We start from the raw sequence: 16558 nt of genomic DNA on the forward strand, positions 1-16558 counted from the left end.
GGGGCCGATCATAGGTCTTCGGCACAAGGCAAACGCCGAGGAGGCAAACCTATGGCTACCGTAGCAGTGACCGACGCCACGTTCGACAGCGAAGTGCGCGGCTCCGACGTACCCGTCGTGGTGGATTTCTGGGCCGAATGGTGCGGCCCCTGCAAGATGATCGGCCCGGCCCTCGAGGAGCTGTCCGAGGAATACGGCGGCGCCGTGAAGGTCGCCAAGGTCAATGTCGACGAGAACCCGAACACCCCGGCGCAGATGGGGGTCCGCGGCATCCCGGCGCTGTTCCTGTTCAAGAACGGCGAAGTGGTCTCGAACCGCGCGGGCGCCGCGCCCAAGGCGGCGCTGAAGGGCTGGATCGACGAATCGCTTTGAGGCGATACCGATGCCGGAGTTGAGGGGGCGTCTTTCGGGGCGCCCTTTTTCCGTGAGGCCCGCGGCGGTCGGCGCCGGGGGGCCAGCCCCCCGGACCCCCCCGGAGTATTTCGGGAAACATGAAGGGGACGGTAACCGGCTGTTAACCATATTCGCGTGAAGCCGGGCTGCGGCACAGGCGGGAGCGCCGATGGCCGCCTCCGGTCGAAGCGTCGGTCCCGTTCCGGTTCTTGCCCTTCAGGCTAGGCCGGGGCAGGATCTCCTTGTTTTGCAGGCCGGGTCGAGCGGCGCAGGGTGTCGCCCCAGGCGATCGTCGGCGAGAGGTCGAGCCGTTCCGGCGTGACGATGGCCGTCCCCGGCTGCCGCGCGGCGATAAGCTCTGCAGCGCGGCGCCCGATCTCGCGGCGGCAGGCGTCCATCGTGGCCAGCTGCCTGGGCAGCCCGTCCAGAAGCTCTACTCCGTTGAAGCCGGCGAGGCCGATGCGGCCGGGCACGTCGACGCCGCGCTCCAGCAGCCACAACAGCCCGCCGGCGCCGATCATGTCGTTGGAATAGTAGATGAAATCGATGTCCGGGCTGCGCTCCAGCAGCCGCTGGGTCATCTCGCGCCCCTTGGCGAGGGCCGAGCCGCCGGAATAGAACTCCCGGTCGGCGATGGCGATGCCGTCCTCGGACAGGCGTTCGGCGAAACCCTCGAGCCTTTTGCGCGCCCGGTGATCGAGCGGCATCTTGGTTCCGAGAAAGGCGATGCGGCGATAGCCCTCGGCCAGGATCGCCTCGGCCATCTCGCGCCCGGCGCGGCGGTGGCTGATGCCGACGCAGGCGTCGATCGGGATGCCGTCGGTATCCATGATCTCGACCACGGGGATGCCCGATTGCGTCAGCATCGCCCGGCTGGCGGGGCTGTGTTCGAGCCCCGCGACGATCACGCCCGAGGGCCGCCAGGACAGCATCTCGTAGAGCACCTGCTCTTCCGTTTCGGGCAGGTAGTCGGTGAAGCCGACGACGGGTTGCAGCCCGGTGCCGGCGAGCGCCTCGGAGATGCCGGAGAGCACCTCGGGGAAGACCATGTTCTTGAGCGAGGGGATCACCACCGCCACGAGGTTCACCCGGCCCCCGGCGAGGGATCCGGCGATGCGGTTCGGCACGTAGCCCAGCCGCTTGGCCGCGTCGCGCACGCGCTGGCGCGTGGCGGCGCTGACGTCGCCCTTGTCGCGCAGCACGCGGCTGACGGTCATCTCGCTGACGCCCGCCGCTTCGGAGACGTCGCGCAGGGTCAGGGGGCGGCGGGGCGGGCGTGTCATCGGGATGTCTTCATCGGCTGGATGGCGGTCCCGTGACGATGCGGGTTCCCCCCGCTTAGCGAAGCCGCGCGCGCTTGTCCAAGCGGGCCGGGCGCGGTGGCGCGTTGACCCGCGCCGCAGATCGCGGCAGATACGGGGTGGCGTGGCCCCGTGGCTCAACTGGATAGAGCAATCCCCTCCTAAGGGATAGGTTGCAGGTTCGAGTCCTGCCGGGGTCACCAAACGAACGCCGGATCGACCGGCCCTTGTGTCGTTCCCGCAGAGAATTGTTCATTTCGTACAGAACTTGCCGGGCCGCTTGTCCGGGCTGCAGCAGCGGGGCAAGAGGTTGATATGGACCAGTCTTCCTACAAGCGTTTCGAGAACCGGCTTCTGGCGCGGCTCCCCGAGGTGCAGGAGAGCGGGATCGCTGCCGCCCTCGAACCCGTAGACCTGCCGCAGGGCACGATCATCGAATCGCCCTTCGAGCCGATCACCCATGTCTACTTCCTCGAAAGCGGGGTCGGCTCGGTCATCACACGCGCCGATGGGCAGCAGGCCGAGACCGGCCTCTTCGGCCGCGAGGGCATGTCGGGCTGCAATATCGTGCTGGGGGACGACCGGTCGCCGCATCTGACGACGGTGCAGGTTCCGGGACGCGGGTACCGGGTGGAGGCCGCGGTGATCCGCGAGGCGCTGGCGGGCCCGGCACTGCGCGGCATGCTGCTCTCCTTTGCCCAGTGCATGTGGATCCAGGCCTCCTACACGGCGCTGGCCAATGCGCGGCTGAAGATCGAGGCGCGGCTGTCCCGCTGGCTTCTGATGTGCCACGACCGCGTCGATGGCGACGAGATCGCGCTGACCCATGATTTCCTGTCGATCATGCTCGGCGTGCGGCGGGCGGGCGTCACGGTGGCGCTGCACGTTCTGGAGGGCGAGCAGCTGATCCGGGCCAGCCGCGGCGTGATCCGCATCGTCGACCGCGAGGGGCTGCGGAAGCGTGCCGGCGGGTTCTACGGCGTGGCCGAGCAGGAATACGAACGGCTGTTGCGCAGGGTCTAGAGCGGGGTCTAAGCTTCGGGCACAACCCTGCCGGGCGACGACGGCATGGTCCCATGCCCGCCCGCAGGGCGCGCTAGATCCGATCGGATATCAGCCCAATGATCGCCAACCACCTGCTCGACGGTCTTCCGCCGCGCGCCTTCGCGCGTCTCGAGCCGCACCTCGAAGGTATCGACCTGCCGGTGGGGGCCCGCCTCGAGGAGCCGCAGCGAGACATCGCGCAGGTGATCTTCCCCCTCAGCGGGATCGCCTCGGTCATCGCCCTGGGGCCAGGCGAGCTTCAGGTCGAGGCCGGTCTCTTCGGCCGCGACGGGATGACCGGCACCGCCCTTCTGCTCGGCGCGGGGCGGCCGCAAAGCCTGACCATCGTGCAGGTGCCGGGCCGGGGCCTGCGGCTCGCCGCCGATGCGCTGCTGGAGGCGCTGGAGGATCGCGCGGTCCAGAGCCACTTCCTGCGCTTCGTGCATGCGCTGTCGGTGCAGACGGCGCAGACCGCCCTCGCCTTCAGCAAGGGGCGGCTGCCGGCCCGATTGGCGCGCTGGTTGCTGATGTGCCGGGACCGGATCGACGGCGACGACCTGCAGCTGACGCATGAGTTCATGGCACTGATGCTTGGCGCGCGGCGGGCCGGCGTGACTGAGGCGCTGCACGTGCTGGAGGGGATGCAGCTTATTCGGTCCACCCGCGGCATGGTCCGGAACCTCGACCGGCCCGGCCTCAAGGAGGCGGCCGGCGGCTTCTACGGTCGGGCAGAGGCCGAATACGCCCGCCTCTTCGCGGGGGCGCCGGGCGCGTCTGGCATTACACCATCCGGATGACGGCCTTGTCGATCGCCAGCATGTAGCCGCGCTTGGCGATGTTGCGGACCAGAAGCTCGCTGACCAGCTGGTTGCCCAGCGTGTCGCGCAGCCGCTTGATCCGGGTGGCGCCCGCCGCCTCTTCGCAGTCGCTGGCATTGCGGCCCGAGATCACGGCCTCGATCTCGGCGCCCGACAGCACCTCGTCGTCGAGACGCGCTTCGGCCAGCACCGAGAGGGTCTCGATCGCGGCGGCGGTCAGCTTGAACTCGAAATTGTTCAGATAAACCAGGTTCTGGTCGCGGCTGATCAGCAGGCTGTTCACCTCTATCCCCTGCCGCTCGATCATGCCCATCCGGCGATTGAGCTGGATCAGCATCAGCAGGAAGGTCACGGCGGCGATCAGCAGCGCGGCCGAGAAGACCAGCAGCACGAAGATCACGAAGCGATAGCTGGCGAGCGTGTCGGAAAAGGCTGTGCCGGACTGGGCGAGGATCTCGAGCAGCTTGATCTCGGCCTGCGTCGTCAGGTCGTCGTTCTCGACGAAGAGACGCTCGACCCGCGCGTTGAAGGCATTGCCGTCCGGCAGGTTGGCGAACAGCAGCACAGCCGCGCCGACCAGCAGCGCCGCGATCCCGGCAAGGCCCGTCGTCACGATGCGGGTGCCGGTGGCCCGCGTCTCAGAAGCGGAGGTAGAACTCTCCCGCACTGTCTCGCCTTTCCTCCAGCCCGCTATCGTCGAACAGGCCCAGCACGTTTAGGAGGTTCCACCCGGCATCCGCAAGCCTCTGGCGCAGCTGCGCCTCGGCATTGCCGCGTTCGCAGGCGCCGCTGATCTCGGCAACGCCGTAGTGCAGCCGCAGCGGATCGTCCTGCTTGGCCTTGTAATCGGCGTAGCAGGCGGCAGAGGCCGGCGCCGCGGCAAGAAGCAGCCCCAGGGCAAGCCCGGCGGGGGCGAGTCGGTGCAGAAGGGGGGCGGCGGGCTTGCTCATGACGATCACCATAGATGGCGCGCCCCGGCATTCAATATCAGAGCGCATTCTCCCGAGTTTTCCTGCGCGGAACGGCAGTGTCATCCGATAGCAGGCGGCCGGATATTGCCTGACGCGGCCGCTTCGCCCAGCTGTTGCTCGACACGAAGCGCCTGATCCGCAGGCTGCCGCCGCAGCACATCAAGGAGAGACACGCATGACACGATCCCTCGTCGCCGCCGCCCTGTCCCTTGCGCTGGGGCTGGGCAGCCTCTTCGGGCAGGCCGCCCCGGCCAGCGCCGACAGCGACAGCGCCCGGCGCCTGCTGGGCGGGCTGGCGGTGATCGGTGCCGCCGCCTGGGCCGCGAACGAATACCAGCAGCGGCAGGAGGCGCTGGACGAGCGCCGGGATGCCGCGAACCCGCAGCCGCAGGCCGCGCCGCGCTCGGACCTGCAGCAGCTCGAGGCGGAGCTGGCGATCCAGGCCCAGCGGATTGAGGCGCGCCGCGCCGCCGAGGCGGCCGCCGCCAGCATACCGCGCGACTACGGCGAGCCGCCGGTCTCCTCTGCGCTGGTGCCGGATGTGTCGCAGGCGCCGCTGGCCTCGGTGCCCAGCCCCGCATCGGCGGGCGCCGGCGCCGGCGTCACGCCCGAGCAGCTGCGCGACTGGACCGCGGCGCCGGCGGGGGTGCTGCAACTGCCGGCCTCCTGCCTGCGCAGCTACGCCGGGGCGAGCGGCGGCGCGATGTTGGATGACAGCTGCCTGTCGCAGGCCGGAGTGGCAGATCTGCCGCTTGCCTGCGCCGGGACCGTGCGCAGCGAGGGCCGCTTCGTCAGCGGCTGGCAGCCCGACTGCCTGCGCGCGCGCGGCTACAGGATTGCCGTCCGGTAGACCCGGACGTGCAATAGGGCGCGGCATTTTTGCCCCAGGTGTCGCGTCTTCAGGGGCGGAGGGTTATCCCTCCGCCCCGAATTATGCCGGGACCTTGCATGTGCCGCTGCAGGGCCGGAAAAGCCCGGCATGACCCAGCCCGATCTTTCGCATGAAATCCGCGCCCGCTCGGCCGGCGCGCTTCGCATCGCCGGCGTCGACGAGGTGGGGCGCGGCCCCCTGGCCGGGCCGGTGACGGCGGCGGCCGTGATCCTCGATCCGGACCGCATCCCGCCGGGGCTGAACGATTCCAAGAAGCTGACGGCGCGGCGGCGTGCCGCCCTGCACGAGGCGCTGCTGGACTGCGCCGAGATCTCGGTCGGCCATGCCAGCGTCGCGGAGATCGACGAGATCAACATCCTGCGCGCCTCGCACCTTGCCATGCAGCGCGCGGTGGAGGGGCTGGCCGTGCCGCCCGACCACGTGCTGATCGACGGCAACATGATCCCGCGCGGTTTTCCCTATCCGGCAAGCGCCATCATCGGCGGGGACGCGGTGTCGCTCTCGATCGCCGCCGCCTCGATCGTGGCCAAGTGCCTGCGCGACGCGATCATGGTGGATCTGGCGCAACAGCACCCCGGCTACGGCTGGGAGCGGAATGCCGGTTACGGCACCAAGGCGCATCGCGAGGCGCTGCTGGAGCTGGGCGTGACGCCGCATCATAGGCGCAGCTTCGCCCCCATACACAACATCTTGTATCAAGGCAGATCCATAAACCCCTGATTCAAAAAAGCTTTTGACAGCGAATCCCCTCTGACTCATTTTCTGTCCCCATAAGGGCGGCAAAAGCCCATTCGAGGCAGAGACATGACGACAGTGAAAACGAGGGGGGCGCCCACGCTCCCTGTGAACTCTATTATCGCGGGCGATTGCATCGAGGCGATGCGCGCCCTGCCCGATGCATCGGTGGATCTGGTCTTTGCCGATCCGCCCTACAACCTGCAGCTTCGCGGGGCGCTGCACCGGCCGGACAACAGCCTCGTCGATGCCGTCGACGACGCCTGGGACGCCTTCGACAGCTTTGCCGCCTACGACGCCTTCACCCGCGCCTGGCTGACCGAGGCCCGGCGCCTGCTGAAGCCGGGTGGCGCGCTTTGGGTGATCGGCAGCTATCACAACGTCTTCCGCCTCGGCGCCGAGCTGCAGAACCAGGGCTTCTGGATCCTGAACGACGTCGTCTGGCGCAAGTCGAACCCGATGCCGAACTTTCGCGGCAAGCGGCTGGCCAATGCGCATGAGACGCTGATCTGGGCGAGCCGGGGGCAGGGGGCGAAGTACACCTTCAACTACGACGCGCTGAAGGCGCTGAACGAGGGCGTGCAGATGCGGTCCGACTGGGTGCTGCCGATCTGCACCGGCGGCGAGCGTGAAAAGGACGAGAGCGGCCAGAAGGCGCATCCGACGCAGAAGCCGGAGAGCCTGCTGCACCGGGTGCTGGTGGGCACCACCAACCCCGGCGACGTCGTCCTCGACCCCTTCTTCGGCACTGGCACCACGGGCGCGGTCGCCAAGGCGCTGGGCCGCGACTGGATCGGCATCGAGCGGGACGCGGGCTACCGGCAGGTGGCGGAACGGCGCATCGCCAAGGTGCGCCGCTATGACGCCGAGGCGCTGCGGGTCAGCACTTCGAAGCGGGCCGAGCCGCGGGTGGCCTTCGGCGTGCTGGTCGAGCGCGGCATGCTGCGCCCCGGCGAGGAGCTGTTGAGCACGAATGGCCGGCACAGGGCCAAGGTTCGCGCCGACGGCACCCTTGCCGGTCCCGACGTGACCGGATCGATCCATCAGGTCGGCGCGCATCTGGAAGGCGCGCCCTCCTGCAACGGCTGGACCTACTGGCAGTTCAAGCGCGACGGCGTCTGCGTGCCGATCGACCTTCTGCGCCAGCAGATCCGGGCCGAGATGCAGGCCGGCTGAGGCGCATCTGCCGGGCCGGGGAGGGGGGCTGTCTGCCCCCCGTCGCCTATCGGCGACTCCCCCCGAGAGTATTTGACGAAACATGAAGGGGCGCGGTCAGGGCCCCTGCGGGAGGGGCAGGGTGCCGTGCTTGTAGGGCGCCCAATCCGTGATCTCGGGGTAGAAGCGCCTGCGCCAGGCGCGCACGCGCGGGTTCATCACCCGCCGCCAGGCGGGCGGCACCATCGCCAGCGCCCCCATCAGCGGGTAGCCGTAGGGCAGCTGGGGGGCCTGATCCTCGGGGTAGGTCTGCAGGAGGGGAAAGCGGCGGTCCGGTTTCACGTGGTGGTCGGAATGGCGCTGCAGGTTGATCAGCAGCCAGTTCGAGGCGCGATGCGCCGCGTTCCAGGAGTGGCGCGGCAGCACGCGCTCGTAGCGGCCCTGCCCGAGGTGTTTCCGCGTCAGCCCGTAGTGTTCGATGTAATTCGTCAGCTCCAGCTGCCAGATCGCCACCAGCGCCTGCCAAGCAAAAAGCGCGAGGCCCTGCCAGCCGCCCAGCAGGAGCGCCGCCAGCAGCATCGCGCCTTGCAGCGCGGCATAGAGCCAGAAAGGGTTGCGGGCGCTGCGCATGCCCAGCCCGCGCCGTGCCAGCAGCGCCCGCTCCGCCCGCCAGGCGGAGGCGGGGCAGCGGCGCAGCACACGCCAGAGGTAGCGGTGAAACCCTTCGTTGTAGCGGGCGGTGACGGCATCGCGGGGCGTGCCGACCCAGATGTGGTGGACGCGCAGATGCTCTGACCGGAAATGGCTGTAGAGGCAGGAGGCCAAAAGGATGTCGGCTAGGGCCCGCTCCAGCCGGTTGCGCTGGTGCAGCAGCTCGTGCGCGTGGACGATGCCGACGGCGCCGGAGGCGGTGCCGATCCCGAAGAAGAGGCCCGCCGCCTCCCATCCCGTCAGGCCCGAGCGGGTCACGTACCAGATCATCCCGAAGATCAGCGCGATCTGCATCGGACACCAAAGCATGGTCAGCAGCCGGTGCCAGAGAAGCGCGCCGTCTTCCGTCTGCGGATCGGGATTGGCGAGGCTTTGCCCCGCGACGAAATCCAGCAGATCGAAGAGCAGCCATGTGAAGGCCGGCAGCAGCAGCACCCAGAGCCCGCCCCATGCCGCGCCCAGAATGGCCAGCGGCAGGGTGAGCAGCGACAGCCAGAAGGGCAGCGCGGCGGGCGGTGGCGTGGGGCTGTCGGGCATCGGGGACCCCCGGGGGCTGTCCCCTCAGTCCTGCGGCAGCATCCATTTACAATCCGTAAACGCCGCCTGGGCGAGGTCGTGCACCTTGCGCATCACGGTGGGCAGGGAGGCCGGGCGGAAGGCATGGCGCGCGACCCAAGTGCCTCGCGCGGGCTGCGCCTCCATCGGCAGCACCGCCGTCTCGATCTGCAGCGCCAGGTGGAAATGGGTGAAGGTATGCCGCGCCTCGGCGCCAAGGGGCCGCCAATCGGCGGACAGCGGCGGCGCGGGCTGCGGCGCCTCGGACCAATCGGTGCCGGGAAAGCCGAGCATGCCGCCCAGAAGCCCGCTGGCGGGGCGCGTCTCGAGCAGCCATGCGCCGTCTTCGCGGCGCGCGACATAGGCGGTGCCAAGGCGCAGCGGCTTTGCCTTCTTGGGCGTCTTCTTCGGAAGCGCGCCTTGCGTGCCCGCGGCGCGGGCCGCGCAGGGGGCGCGGAGCGGGCAGATGCCGCAGGCGGGACTGCGCGGCGTGCAGATCGTCGCGCCGAGATCCATCACCGCCTGCGCGTGATCGCCGGGCCGCTTGTCCGGCGTCAGGGCGGCGGCGCGGGCCGTCAGCTCGGGCTTGGCGGCGGGCAGGGGGGTGTGGATGTCGTAAAGCCGCGCCATGACGCGCTCGACATTGCCGTCGACGACCGGTTCGGCCCGGTCGAAGGCAATGGCGGCCACGGCAGCCGAGGTATAGGCGCCGATGCCGGGCAGGGCGCGCAGCCCCTCCGCCTTGTCCGGAAAGCCGCCCAGATCGGTGACGGTGCGGGCGCATTTCAGCAGGTTGCGGGCGCGGGCATAGTAGCCGAGGCCGGCCCATTCGGCCATGACATCGGCATCCTCGGCCGCGGCCAGCGCCTCGACCGTCGGCCAGCGCGCGGTGAAGCGGTGGAAGTAGCCGGTGACGGCGGCGACGGTGGTCTGCTGCAGCATCACTTCGGAGAGCCAGACGCGGTAGGGATCGGGAAGCACGCCGGCGCGCCGCTCTGCCGGCGGGACGCGCCAGGGCAGGCGGCGGGCATGGCCATCGTACCAGGCCAGCAGCGCTGTGCCGATCTGCGCTTCGTTCACGCTGTGTCCCCCTGCCGCTTGCCGCCCGTCTCTAGTAGGATAAACGGCATCATGAAACCGTCTCGAGGTCCCACCACACGCGGTTTTGCCCGCGCCTCCAGCCTGCTGGAGAAGCGAATCCGCAGCGCCGGAGAGGCGCGCGGCTTTGCCGTGACGCGCCTTCTGACCCATTGGCCCGAGATCGCGGGCGAAGCGGTGGCCGCCGTGGCCCGGCCCGTCAAGATCGGCTACGGCGGCGGGCGCGGCAAGGCGGCGCCGCTGGGCGCGACGCTGACGCTGCTGACCAGCGGCGCGCAGGCGCCGATGCTGCAGATGCAGCTCGAGCAGATCAAGGAGCGGGTGAACGCCTGCTACGGCTACCGCGCCATCGCCCATGTCCGGCTGACCCAAACCGCGCCCGAGGGCTTCGAGGGGTTCGCCGAGGCACAGGCCCCCTTCGCAGGCGCACAGAAGGCCCCCGCGATGCCGCCGCAGCAGGCGGAGCGGCGGGCGGCGGATATCGCCCAGGGCACCCAAAACACGGAATTGAGACTTGCTCTTGAGGCGCTCGCCGCCAATGTCCTGACCAAGCATGGGCCCGCCCGCAGGGGACAGGCCGCCGATGACATCGACCAGAAGGACCTGACATGACCAAGCCGCTTCCCGCCATCGCCCTTGCCGCCGCCTTCGCCGCCGGCGGCGCATGGATGCTGACACGGCCGGCCGAGGATGCCGCTCTTCTGCCGCCCGCCGCCGGCGCCGCGCAGGCGCAGGAGGCCGCTGCGGAAGACGCCGCCCAGACGCAGGTCGAAACCGAGGGTGGTGAGACCGCTGCCGATGCCGCGCCGGCCGAGGACACCGCGCAGGAAGACACCGGCCAGACGCAGGTCGAGGCCGAGGGCGACGAGGCCGCCGCCGATGTCGACACCTCCTCGGTCGAGGAGATGGCGCAGGGCGATGCCGATGCGCCGGTCGAGGTGATCGAGTACTTCTCCTACACCTGCCCGCATTGCCGCGATTTCCACGAGAACCAGTACCAGCAGCTCAAGGAGCAGTATATCGACAGCGGCCAGGTCCGCTTCGTTATGCGCGAGGTCTATTTCGACCGCCCCGGCCTCTGGGCCTCCATGGTAGCGCGCTGCGGCGGCGAGATGCGCTACTTCGGCGTGACCGATGCCCTGTTCGAGCAGCAGCGCGACTGGATCGCCGGCGGCGACCCGGCCTCCATCGCCGAGAACCTGCGCAAGATCGGCCTCGTCTCGGGTCTCGACCAAGAGACGCTGGATGCCTGCATGGCCGATGGCGCCAAGGCCGAGGCGCTGGTCGCCTGGTTCCAGCAGAACGCCGAAGAGGATCAGATCGAGGCGACGCCGACGCTGATCATCAACGGCACCTCCTATGCCAACATGCCCTTCGACGAGCTGTCGGAGATCATCGATCAGCAGATCGAAGAGAACGAGGGCTAAAGCCCCAGCGTATCGAGCGCGGCGTCCAGCGGCGCCGCGTCCTCGATCCGCAGGCGCACCGGCAGCGTCAGCACCTGCGCCCGCATCGCGGGCGGCAGGCGCACCGCGTCCTTCTCCGTCGTAACAAGCTGCGCGCCCTTGGCCTGCGCCTCGGCGCTGAGGCGTTGTAGCAGCGCGGGTGAGAGAGGCTGGTGATCGTCCAGCGGCACGGTCCCGACCAGGTCCGCGCCGAGGCCGCGGAGCGTGGCGAAGAACTTCTCCGGATCGCCGATGCCGGCGAAGGGCAGCACCCGAAGCTGGCCCCATGGCATGCCGGTCGCCAGCGGCTCCAGCCGGGCGCGCAGGTGTGGCAGGCCCCCGATCGCCTGACCCCAGCGCTGCGCGAATTGCGCCTGCGCGGCATCGTCGCCGATCGACAGCAGCAGGCGGGCGCGGGCAAGGCCGGTCGGGACGGGTTCGCGCAGCGGGCCGGCGGGGATGACGCGGCCATTGCCGAAACCGCGCGCGGCATCGACGACGCAGATCGGCAGATCCTGCGCGAGGCCGGGGTTCTGGAACCCGTCGTCCATCACCAGCACGTCTGCGCCCGCGGCCTCTGCCGCCCGCGCGGTGGCGGCGCGGTCCGGCCCGATCCAGACCGGGGCAAAGGCGGAAAGCAGCAGCGGCTCGTCCCCGACATCGGCTGCAGAATGCTGCGCCGGATCGACCCGAAGCGGCCCCTTGAGCGCCCCGCCATGACCACGGCTCAGGACATGCGGGCTGTGTCCGCGCGCCGCGAGCCGCATCAGCATATCCATGGCCGAGGGGGTCTTGCCGGTGCCGCCGATGGTGATGTTGCCAAGGCAGATCACCGGCACCCCCGCACGGTACCCCGGCCGCGCGCGCAGCCGCCGGGCGGTGGCGTATCCGTAAAGGCCGCCCAGCGGCGCCAGCACCCCCGAGGCCAGCCCCGGTGGGCGATACCAGAAGCCCGGCGCCCTCATCGTGCCAGCGTCTCTTCGATCAGCGTGGCAAGGCGCTGTGTCGCCTCGGCGCCCGCGGTGCTTGCCTCCCACCCGGCGCGGGCGAGGGTGGCGGCGCGGTCCGGCGCCAGCAGCGATTCGACGGCATAGCCGAGGTCCGAGGGCGTGCGCACCCAGCGCAGCGCCCCCGCGGCATCGAGGCGCCGGAACCCCGTCTCATGCGCGCCGGCATGGGTGCCGGCAATGATGGCCGAGCCCAGCGCCGCCGCCTCGAGCGGATCGCGCATCGGCGCCTCGGGGCCGCGGCCCAGCGTGCCGCCGATCAGGGTGACGGGCGCAAGGCGGTACCACAGGCCCAGCTCCTCGGGGCCGTCGGCGAGGTAGACCTCCGTCGTCTCGCCGATCTCCTCGCCCGCCTCGCGGCTGGCGGTCTGCAGCCCGCTGGCGCGAAGGCGGGTGTCGAAGGCGGCGGTATCGGAGGCTTTGGCCGGGGCGAGGATCAGCAGCAGCCGATGCGCCCGCTTGCAGGCCTGCCGATGCGCCGCCAGCACCAGGTCCAGCTCGCGCAGGTTGGCGCCGCTGACCAGCCAGCAGGGCCGGTTGCCGACCATCCGCGACATCTCCAGCCGGTCGTCCTCGCGGCAGGGCAGGGCGGCAGGGCCGTCGTCGAGCGGGCCGGTCACCTCGACCGCCTGCGCCGGGATCCCGGCCCGCCGCAGGCGCGCCGCGGCGGTGCCGTCCACCGCCAGCGCCCGGCCAAAGCTGGAAAGCGCGCTCTTGCGGGCCCCCGGTCGCCATCCCCGCGCCTCGAGGCTGAGGGCGCTGGTGGCCGCCTCGGCGAGGATGCAGGGCAGGCCCTGACGCACGGCCTCGGCCAAGAGGACCCCGCGCAGGTTACCGGTCAGCCAGACAAGGAGATCCGGCTGCCATTGCGCCAAGAAGGCCTGCACCGAGCCGCGCGCCTCGCCCGGCGGGGCGGTGCGGTCGATCCGCTCGGGCAGGGCCATGTGCGGTGCCTCCGGCGGCGTCGTCACCAGCAGCCGCGGCGCATCCGGCCCGGTCTCGGCCGCGCCCGCCAGGGCACGGTCGAGGGCTGCCACCACGCCCAGTCGGCGCGGGTCGGGGCAGTGGATCCAGACGCGGCCCTGCGGCGCAGGCGGCACGGCGGGCCCTAGTGGCCCAGCTCTTCGGTGGAGGAGGCGGGCGCCTCTTCGTCGCGCAGGCGGTGCAGATGGGCGATGAAGTAGCGCATGTGGGCATTGTCCACGGTGCGCTGCGCCTCGGATTTCCAGGCGTTGTAGGCGCTGTCGTAGTCGGGGAAGATCCCGACGACATGGATGTCGTCGACGTTGCGGAAGACGTTGGTCTGGGGATCGACCAGCTCTCCGCCGAAGACAAGGTGCAGGCGCTGCGTCATGGTCGTCCCTTCTCTGCCGCTATGCGCGCTCAGGGTAGGCGCGCAGGCCGGGCGGTCAAGATGCGGCGCGAGGTCAGGCGGGCGGCGCGGCGGCGACGGGCGGCTGCTCGGGCACCAGCGCATCGGCAAGCTGGCGGTGCAGCGGCGCTCCGGCGGCGATGACGCCGTTCAGCAGGGGCCTCGCGCCGTTGAAGCGCAGCGGTGCGCCGCCGCGGTCGGTCACCACGCCGCCCGCCTCGGCGACGATCAGCGCGCCGGCGGCGATGTCCCATTCCCAGCTTGGGCGCACGGCGATCATTGCATCGAACCGCCCCTCGGCCACGAGGCACATGCGGTAGGCGAGAGAGGAGCGGAAGTGCCGGCGGAAGGCAGGGCGGACCCCGCCCTTCCATTGCGCCGGGTTCTGCGCCAGCCCCGAGGCCAGCACGCGCGAGCCGCCGAGGTCCTCTTCAAGGCCGACGGCGATGGCATCGCCGTTCAGGGTGGCGCCGCAGCCGCGGGCGGCGGCGTAGATCAGCCCGCGCACCGGCATGACCACGGCAGCGGCCAGCGGCACGCCATCCTCGGCCACGGCGACCGAGACGCCCCAATCCGCCTGCCCGGCGAGATAGGCGCGGGTGCCGTCGATGGGATCGACGACGAAGACGCGGCGGGCGGCCAGCCGCGCGGGATCGTCCTCGCTTTCCTCCGAGAGCCAGCCGTAATCCGGGCGCGCCGCGGTCAGCCGCTCGCGCAGCAGCGCGTTCGAGGCAAGGTCCGCCTCGCTGACGGGGCCTGCGGCGCCGGGCTTGTCCCAGGCGACGGGGTCCGAGAACCCCTTGGCGAGGGCGCCGGCGGCCTGCACCGCCTCGACCAGCAGGTCGCGGTCGGCGGCGGCGTCAGTCGCCTGCAAGCGTCATCCCCTCCACCAGCAGGGACGGGACCACACGGCCCAACCAGGGTCGCGCGTCATTGGCCGGCGCGATGCGGCGCAGCATGTCGCGCAGGTTGCCGGCGATCGTCACCTCGTTCACCGGGTAGGCGATCTGGCCGTTCTCGATCCAGAAGCCCGAGGCGCCGCGGGAGTAATCGCCCGTGTTGGGATTGATGGTAGAGCCGATCAGGGATGTCACCAGAAGCCCGGTGCCCATGCCGGCAATCAGCGCCTCGCGGCTTTGCGTGCCTTGCGTCAGCGTCACGTTCCCTGCCGAGGGGCTGGGCGGCGCGCCGGTGCCGCGGACGGCATTGCCGGTGCTTTGCAGGCCGAGCTTGCGCGCCGTCGCGAGGTCCAGGATCCAGCCCTGCAGCACGCCATCCTCGACCAGCGCGCGGCGCTGCGTCGGCAGCCCCTCGGCATCGAAGGGGCGCGAGCCGGAGACCCGCTTGCGGTGCGGATCGCTGGTCAGGTCGATCCCCTCGGGCAGCACCGGCTGGCCGAGCGCATCCAGCAACCAGCTGGAGCCGCGGGCCACGGCGGTGCCGTTGATCGCCGACAGCAGGTGCCCGATCAGCGACGACGAGATCCGCTCGTCGTAGAGCACCGGGTAGCGGCCGGTCTTGGGGCGGCGGGCGCCGGCGCGGGCGGCGGCGCGTTCGCCCGCGGTGCGGCCGATCTCCTCGGGGCTGCGCAGGTCCGATTGGAAGATGCGCGAATCGTGGTCGTAGTCCCGCTCCATCCCCGTGCCGGTGCCGCTGATCGCCACGCAGGAGGTGCCGCGATCGCTGCGGGCATAGCCGCCGGAAAAGCCGTTGCTGGCCGCCAAATGCACCTGCTGGCGCCCGTAGCCGGCGGAGGCCTGCTGCACCTGCGCGACGCCCGGAACGGCGCGGGCGGCGGCCTCGGCCGCGAGGGCATCCTCCTGCAGGGCGGCGGGATCGGGCTCTGCCGTGGCGTCGTAAAGCTCCAGCGCCTCCCAGCGCAGGTCGCTCGCCAGTTGTTCGGGGTCGGCGAGGCCGGCGCCCGGATCCTCGGGCGCCTCGCGGGCCATGGCGACGGCGCGTTCGGCCATGATGCGGATCGTCTCGTCCTTCAGGTCCGAGGCCGAGACGCAGGCCTGCCGTCGCCCGATCAGGACGCGCAGGCCGATCTCGGTGCCTTCGGCGCGTTCCGCCTGTTCGAGGCTGCCGCCGCGCACATCGATCGAGACGGAGGTGCCGGCCACGGCGATGCCGTCAGCGGCCTCGGCGCCGGCCTCCTTCGCGGCACGCAGCATCCGGTCGGTCAGCGCGGCCAGGTCGTGGGGGGCATCGGGCATCGCAAGCTCCGGCTGTAGTGCAATGCCACGGTTGTTAGCGGCTCTGCCCGCGAAGGGCCAGATCGCCGCCGCCGGCTGCATCGGATCGTGATGCCGGGCCGTCGGCCCGAGGGCCGCTCGCGCGTTCCGGCACCCGAGAGAAGTGCCGGCGCGATTCCCCGGTCATGCCCCGGGCGATCCGCGGCCTGAAACAGCGGGCCGCTCGCAAGCGGCCCGCCGCCTTGCACGCCGCACCTGCGCAGACCTCGCCTCAATCCGATCAGGGACGCCAGGGAGGAGAGCGTCACCTGAAGAGCGTGGCGAAGAGCGCCGGTGCTTCACGTGTTCTGTGGTCACGACCTGCGGGCCTGCACCAGCGGCTAGGGGCCGGCCTACGCGCGATGGTCGAAACCAGGTTTGGCTGCTGGGGTCCCGGCTGATGTCGAGGCCAGCCGGGGTTCATTGGTCGCCGAGGCCCCTTTCTGGGCCTGCGGCGGCCGGGTCGCGGTGCCGGCGATCCGCAGTACCTACGGAATCGCGGGGTGTCGGCGCCGCGATGGGCAGAGACCCGCCCTTGCGCTAGTGCGCGCTGAGGCGGGTAATCTCCTCCTTCAGCTGGAGCTTTTGCTTCTTCATCTGCGCGATCTCCAGATCGCTTGTCGCCGGGGCCCGCTGCGCGTGTTCGACGGCATCGGACAGGCTGCGGTGCTTGCGGCGCAGCTGGTCGAGATGGGAAGTCAGGCTCATGGTGAATGCTCCTCTCCGAGGTTGGGCCCAGTCAGTGCAGCACAGATTCATAAATCTGTCACGCGGTCCGAGACAGGAACCGCATGACGGGCAGGGTGACGGCGAAATCTTGCAAAAGT

19 protein-coding genes and 1 tRNA gene are annotated in these 16558 nt (G+C 70.5%); 9 read left to right on the forward strand and 11 right to left on the reverse strand.

What is annotated here, in order from left to right:
* The first annotated feature begins 51 nt into the window (after window positions 1-51).
* Entirely contained in the window at window positions 52-372 is a 321-nt protein-coding gene (trxA, locus tag DFP88_RS06825) for a thioredoxin (RefSeq protein ID WP_110813706.1), read from the forward strand.
* A gap of 242 nt (window positions 373-614) precedes the next feature.
* Here trxA and DFP88_RS06830 read toward each other — a convergent pair whose 3' ends face one another.
* Complete coding sequence (locus tag DFP88_RS06830; protein ID WP_110813707.1) at window positions 615-1676, reverse strand: LacI family DNA-binding transcriptional regulator; 1062 nt, start codon at window positions 1674-1676, stop codon at window positions 615-617.
* A gap of 144 nt (window positions 1677-1820) precedes the next feature.
* Between DFP88_RS06830 and DFP88_RS06835 the strand changes: the two genes are divergently transcribed.
* The 3 genes from DFP88_RS06835 (at window position 1821) to DFP88_RS06845 (ending at window position 3535) form a co-directional block, all read left to right on the forward strand.
* Window positions 1821-1897 (forward strand) — tRNA-Arg (locus DFP88_RS06835).
* Window positions 1898-2009: 112 nt separating this feature from the next.
* Window positions 2010-2717 (forward strand): Crp/Fnr family transcriptional regulator, encoded by a 708-nt coding sequence (locus DFP88_RS06840; RefSeq protein WP_110813708.1) that lies wholly within the window; start codon window positions 2010-2012, stop codon window positions 2715-2717.
* A gap of 98 nt (window positions 2718-2815) precedes the next feature.
* Entirely contained in the window at window positions 2816-3535 is a 720-nt protein-coding gene (locus tag DFP88_RS06845) for a Crp/Fnr family transcriptional regulator (protein ID WP_110813709.1), read from the forward strand.
* Here DFP88_RS06845 and DFP88_RS06850 read toward each other — a convergent pair.
* Both DFP88_RS06850 and DFP88_RS06855 read right to left on the reverse strand, forming a co-directional pair.
* Window positions 3519-4223 carry a winged helix-turn-helix domain-containing protein gene (locus DFP88_RS06850; protein WP_110813710.1) on the reverse strand — a complete coding sequence of 235 codons (705 nt, stop codon included), beginning with the start codon at window positions 4221-4223 and terminating at the stop codon, window positions 3519-3521. The two genes, DFP88_RS06845 and DFP88_RS06850, sit on opposite strands and share 17 nt — an antisense overlap.
* Window positions 4195-4506, reverse strand: a complete 312-nt coding sequence (locus DFP88_RS06855; protein ID WP_245904723.1) for a hypothetical protein — start codon at window positions 4504-4506, stop codon at window positions 4195-4197. The genes DFP88_RS06850 and DFP88_RS06855 overlap by 29 nt, the downstream gene beginning before the upstream one ends.
* 196 nt (window positions 4507-4702) lie before the next feature.
* On the opposite strand from DFP88_RS06855, the gene DFP88_RS06860 reads away from it, so the two are divergent.
* The 3 genes from DFP88_RS06860 (at window position 4703) to DFP88_RS06870 (ending at window position 7330) form a co-directional block, all read left to right on the forward strand.
* Window positions 4703-5377 (forward strand): hypothetical protein, encoded by a 675-nt coding sequence (locus DFP88_RS06860; RefSeq protein ID WP_110813711.1) that lies wholly within the window; start codon window positions 4703-4705, stop codon window positions 5375-5377.
* A 129-nt stretch (window positions 5378-5506) separates the two neighbouring features.
* Entirely contained in the window at window positions 5507-6139 is a 633-nt protein-coding gene (locus tag DFP88_RS06865; RefSeq protein ID WP_110813712.1) for a ribonuclease HII, read from the forward strand.
* An 84-nt stretch (window positions 6140-6223) separates the two neighbouring features.
* Window positions 6224-7330: a site-specific DNA-methyltransferase gene (locus DFP88_RS06870; RefSeq protein ID WP_110813713.1), complete on the forward strand. Its 1107-nt coding sequence runs from the start codon at window positions 6224-6226 to the stop codon at window positions 7328-7330.
* A 96-nt stretch (window positions 7331-7426) separates the two neighbouring features.
* Here the strand turns inward: DFP88_RS06870 and DFP88_RS06875 are convergent, their stop codons facing one another.
* Together DFP88_RS06875 and mutY are read right to left on the reverse strand one after the other, a co-directional pair.
* Window positions 7427-8557: an alkane 1-monooxygenase gene (locus DFP88_RS06875; RefSeq protein WP_110813714.1), complete on the reverse strand. Its 1131-nt coding sequence runs from the start codon at window positions 8555-8557 to the stop codon at window positions 7427-7429.
* A gap of 24 nt (window positions 8558-8581) precedes the next feature.
* Window positions 8582-9655 carry an A/G-specific adenine glycosylase gene (gene mutY / locus DFP88_RS06880; protein ID WP_245904724.1) on the reverse strand — a complete coding sequence of 358 codons (1074 nt, stop codon included), beginning with the start codon at window positions 9653-9655 and terminating at the stop codon, window positions 8582-8584.
* A gap of 51 nt (window positions 9656-9706) precedes the next feature.
* On the opposite strand from mutY, the gene DFP88_RS06885 reads away from it, so the two are divergent.
* Both DFP88_RS06885 and DFP88_RS06890 read left to right on the forward strand, forming a co-directional pair.
* On the forward strand, window positions 9707-10285 hold the full coding sequence (locus tag DFP88_RS06885) for a DUF721 domain-containing protein (RefSeq protein ID WP_110813715.1): 579 nt from the start codon (window positions 9707-9709) through the stop codon (window positions 10283-10285).
* Entirely contained in the window at window positions 10282-11100 is an 819-nt protein-coding gene (locus DFP88_RS06890) for a DsbA family protein (protein WP_110813716.1), read from the forward strand. The genes DFP88_RS06885 and DFP88_RS06890 overlap by 4 nt, the downstream gene beginning before the upstream one ends.
* On the opposite strand, the gene lpxK is transcribed toward DFP88_RS06890, so the two are convergent.
* From lpxK to DFP88_RS06920, 6 genes are all read right to left on the reverse strand, one after another.
* Window positions 11097-12083, reverse strand: coding sequence for a tetraacyldisaccharide 4'-kinase (lpxK, locus tag DFP88_RS06895; RefSeq protein WP_110813717.1), 987 nt, complete (start codon window positions 12081-12083; stop codon window positions 11097-11099). The genes DFP88_RS06890 and lpxK overlap by 4 nt on opposite strands.
* Complete coding sequence (locus DFP88_RS06900) at window positions 12080-13225, reverse strand: 3-deoxy-D-manno-octulosonic acid transferase (protein WP_181418581.1); 1146 nt, start codon at window positions 13223-13225, stop codon at window positions 12080-12082. Before DFP88_RS06900 ends, lpxK begins: the two co-directional genes overlap by 4 nt.
* 8 nt (window positions 13226-13233) lie before the next feature.
* Complete coding sequence (locus DFP88_RS06905; protein WP_110813719.1) at window positions 13234-13479, reverse strand: DUF4170 domain-containing protein; 246 nt, start codon at window positions 13477-13479, stop codon at window positions 13234-13236.
* Between the two features lie 73 nt (window positions 13480-13552).
* A complete protein-coding gene (locus DFP88_RS06910; RefSeq protein ID WP_110813720.1) occupies window positions 13553-14371 on the reverse strand; it encodes a 3'(2'),5'-bisphosphate nucleotidase CysQ in 819 nt (272 codons plus the stop codon).
* Window positions 14358-15713 (reverse strand): TldD/PmbA family protein, encoded by a 1356-nt coding sequence (locus DFP88_RS06915; protein WP_110813721.1) that lies wholly within the window; start codon window positions 15711-15713, stop codon window positions 14358-14360. The genes DFP88_RS06910 and DFP88_RS06915 overlap by 14 nt, the downstream gene beginning before the upstream one ends.
* Before the next feature lie 558 nt (window positions 15714-16271).
* On the reverse strand, window positions 16272-16439 hold the full coding sequence (locus tag DFP88_RS06920; protein WP_110813722.1) for a YdcH family protein: 168 nt from the start codon (window positions 16437-16439) through the stop codon (window positions 16272-16274).
* Window positions 16440-16558: the final 119 nt, after the last annotated feature.

The organism is Pseudoroseicyclus aestuarii, from assembly GCF_003217255.1.
GTDB classification, from domain to species: domain Bacteria; phylum Pseudomonadota; class Alphaproteobacteria; order Rhodobacterales; family Rhodobacteraceae; genus Pseudoroseicyclus; species Pseudoroseicyclus aestuarii.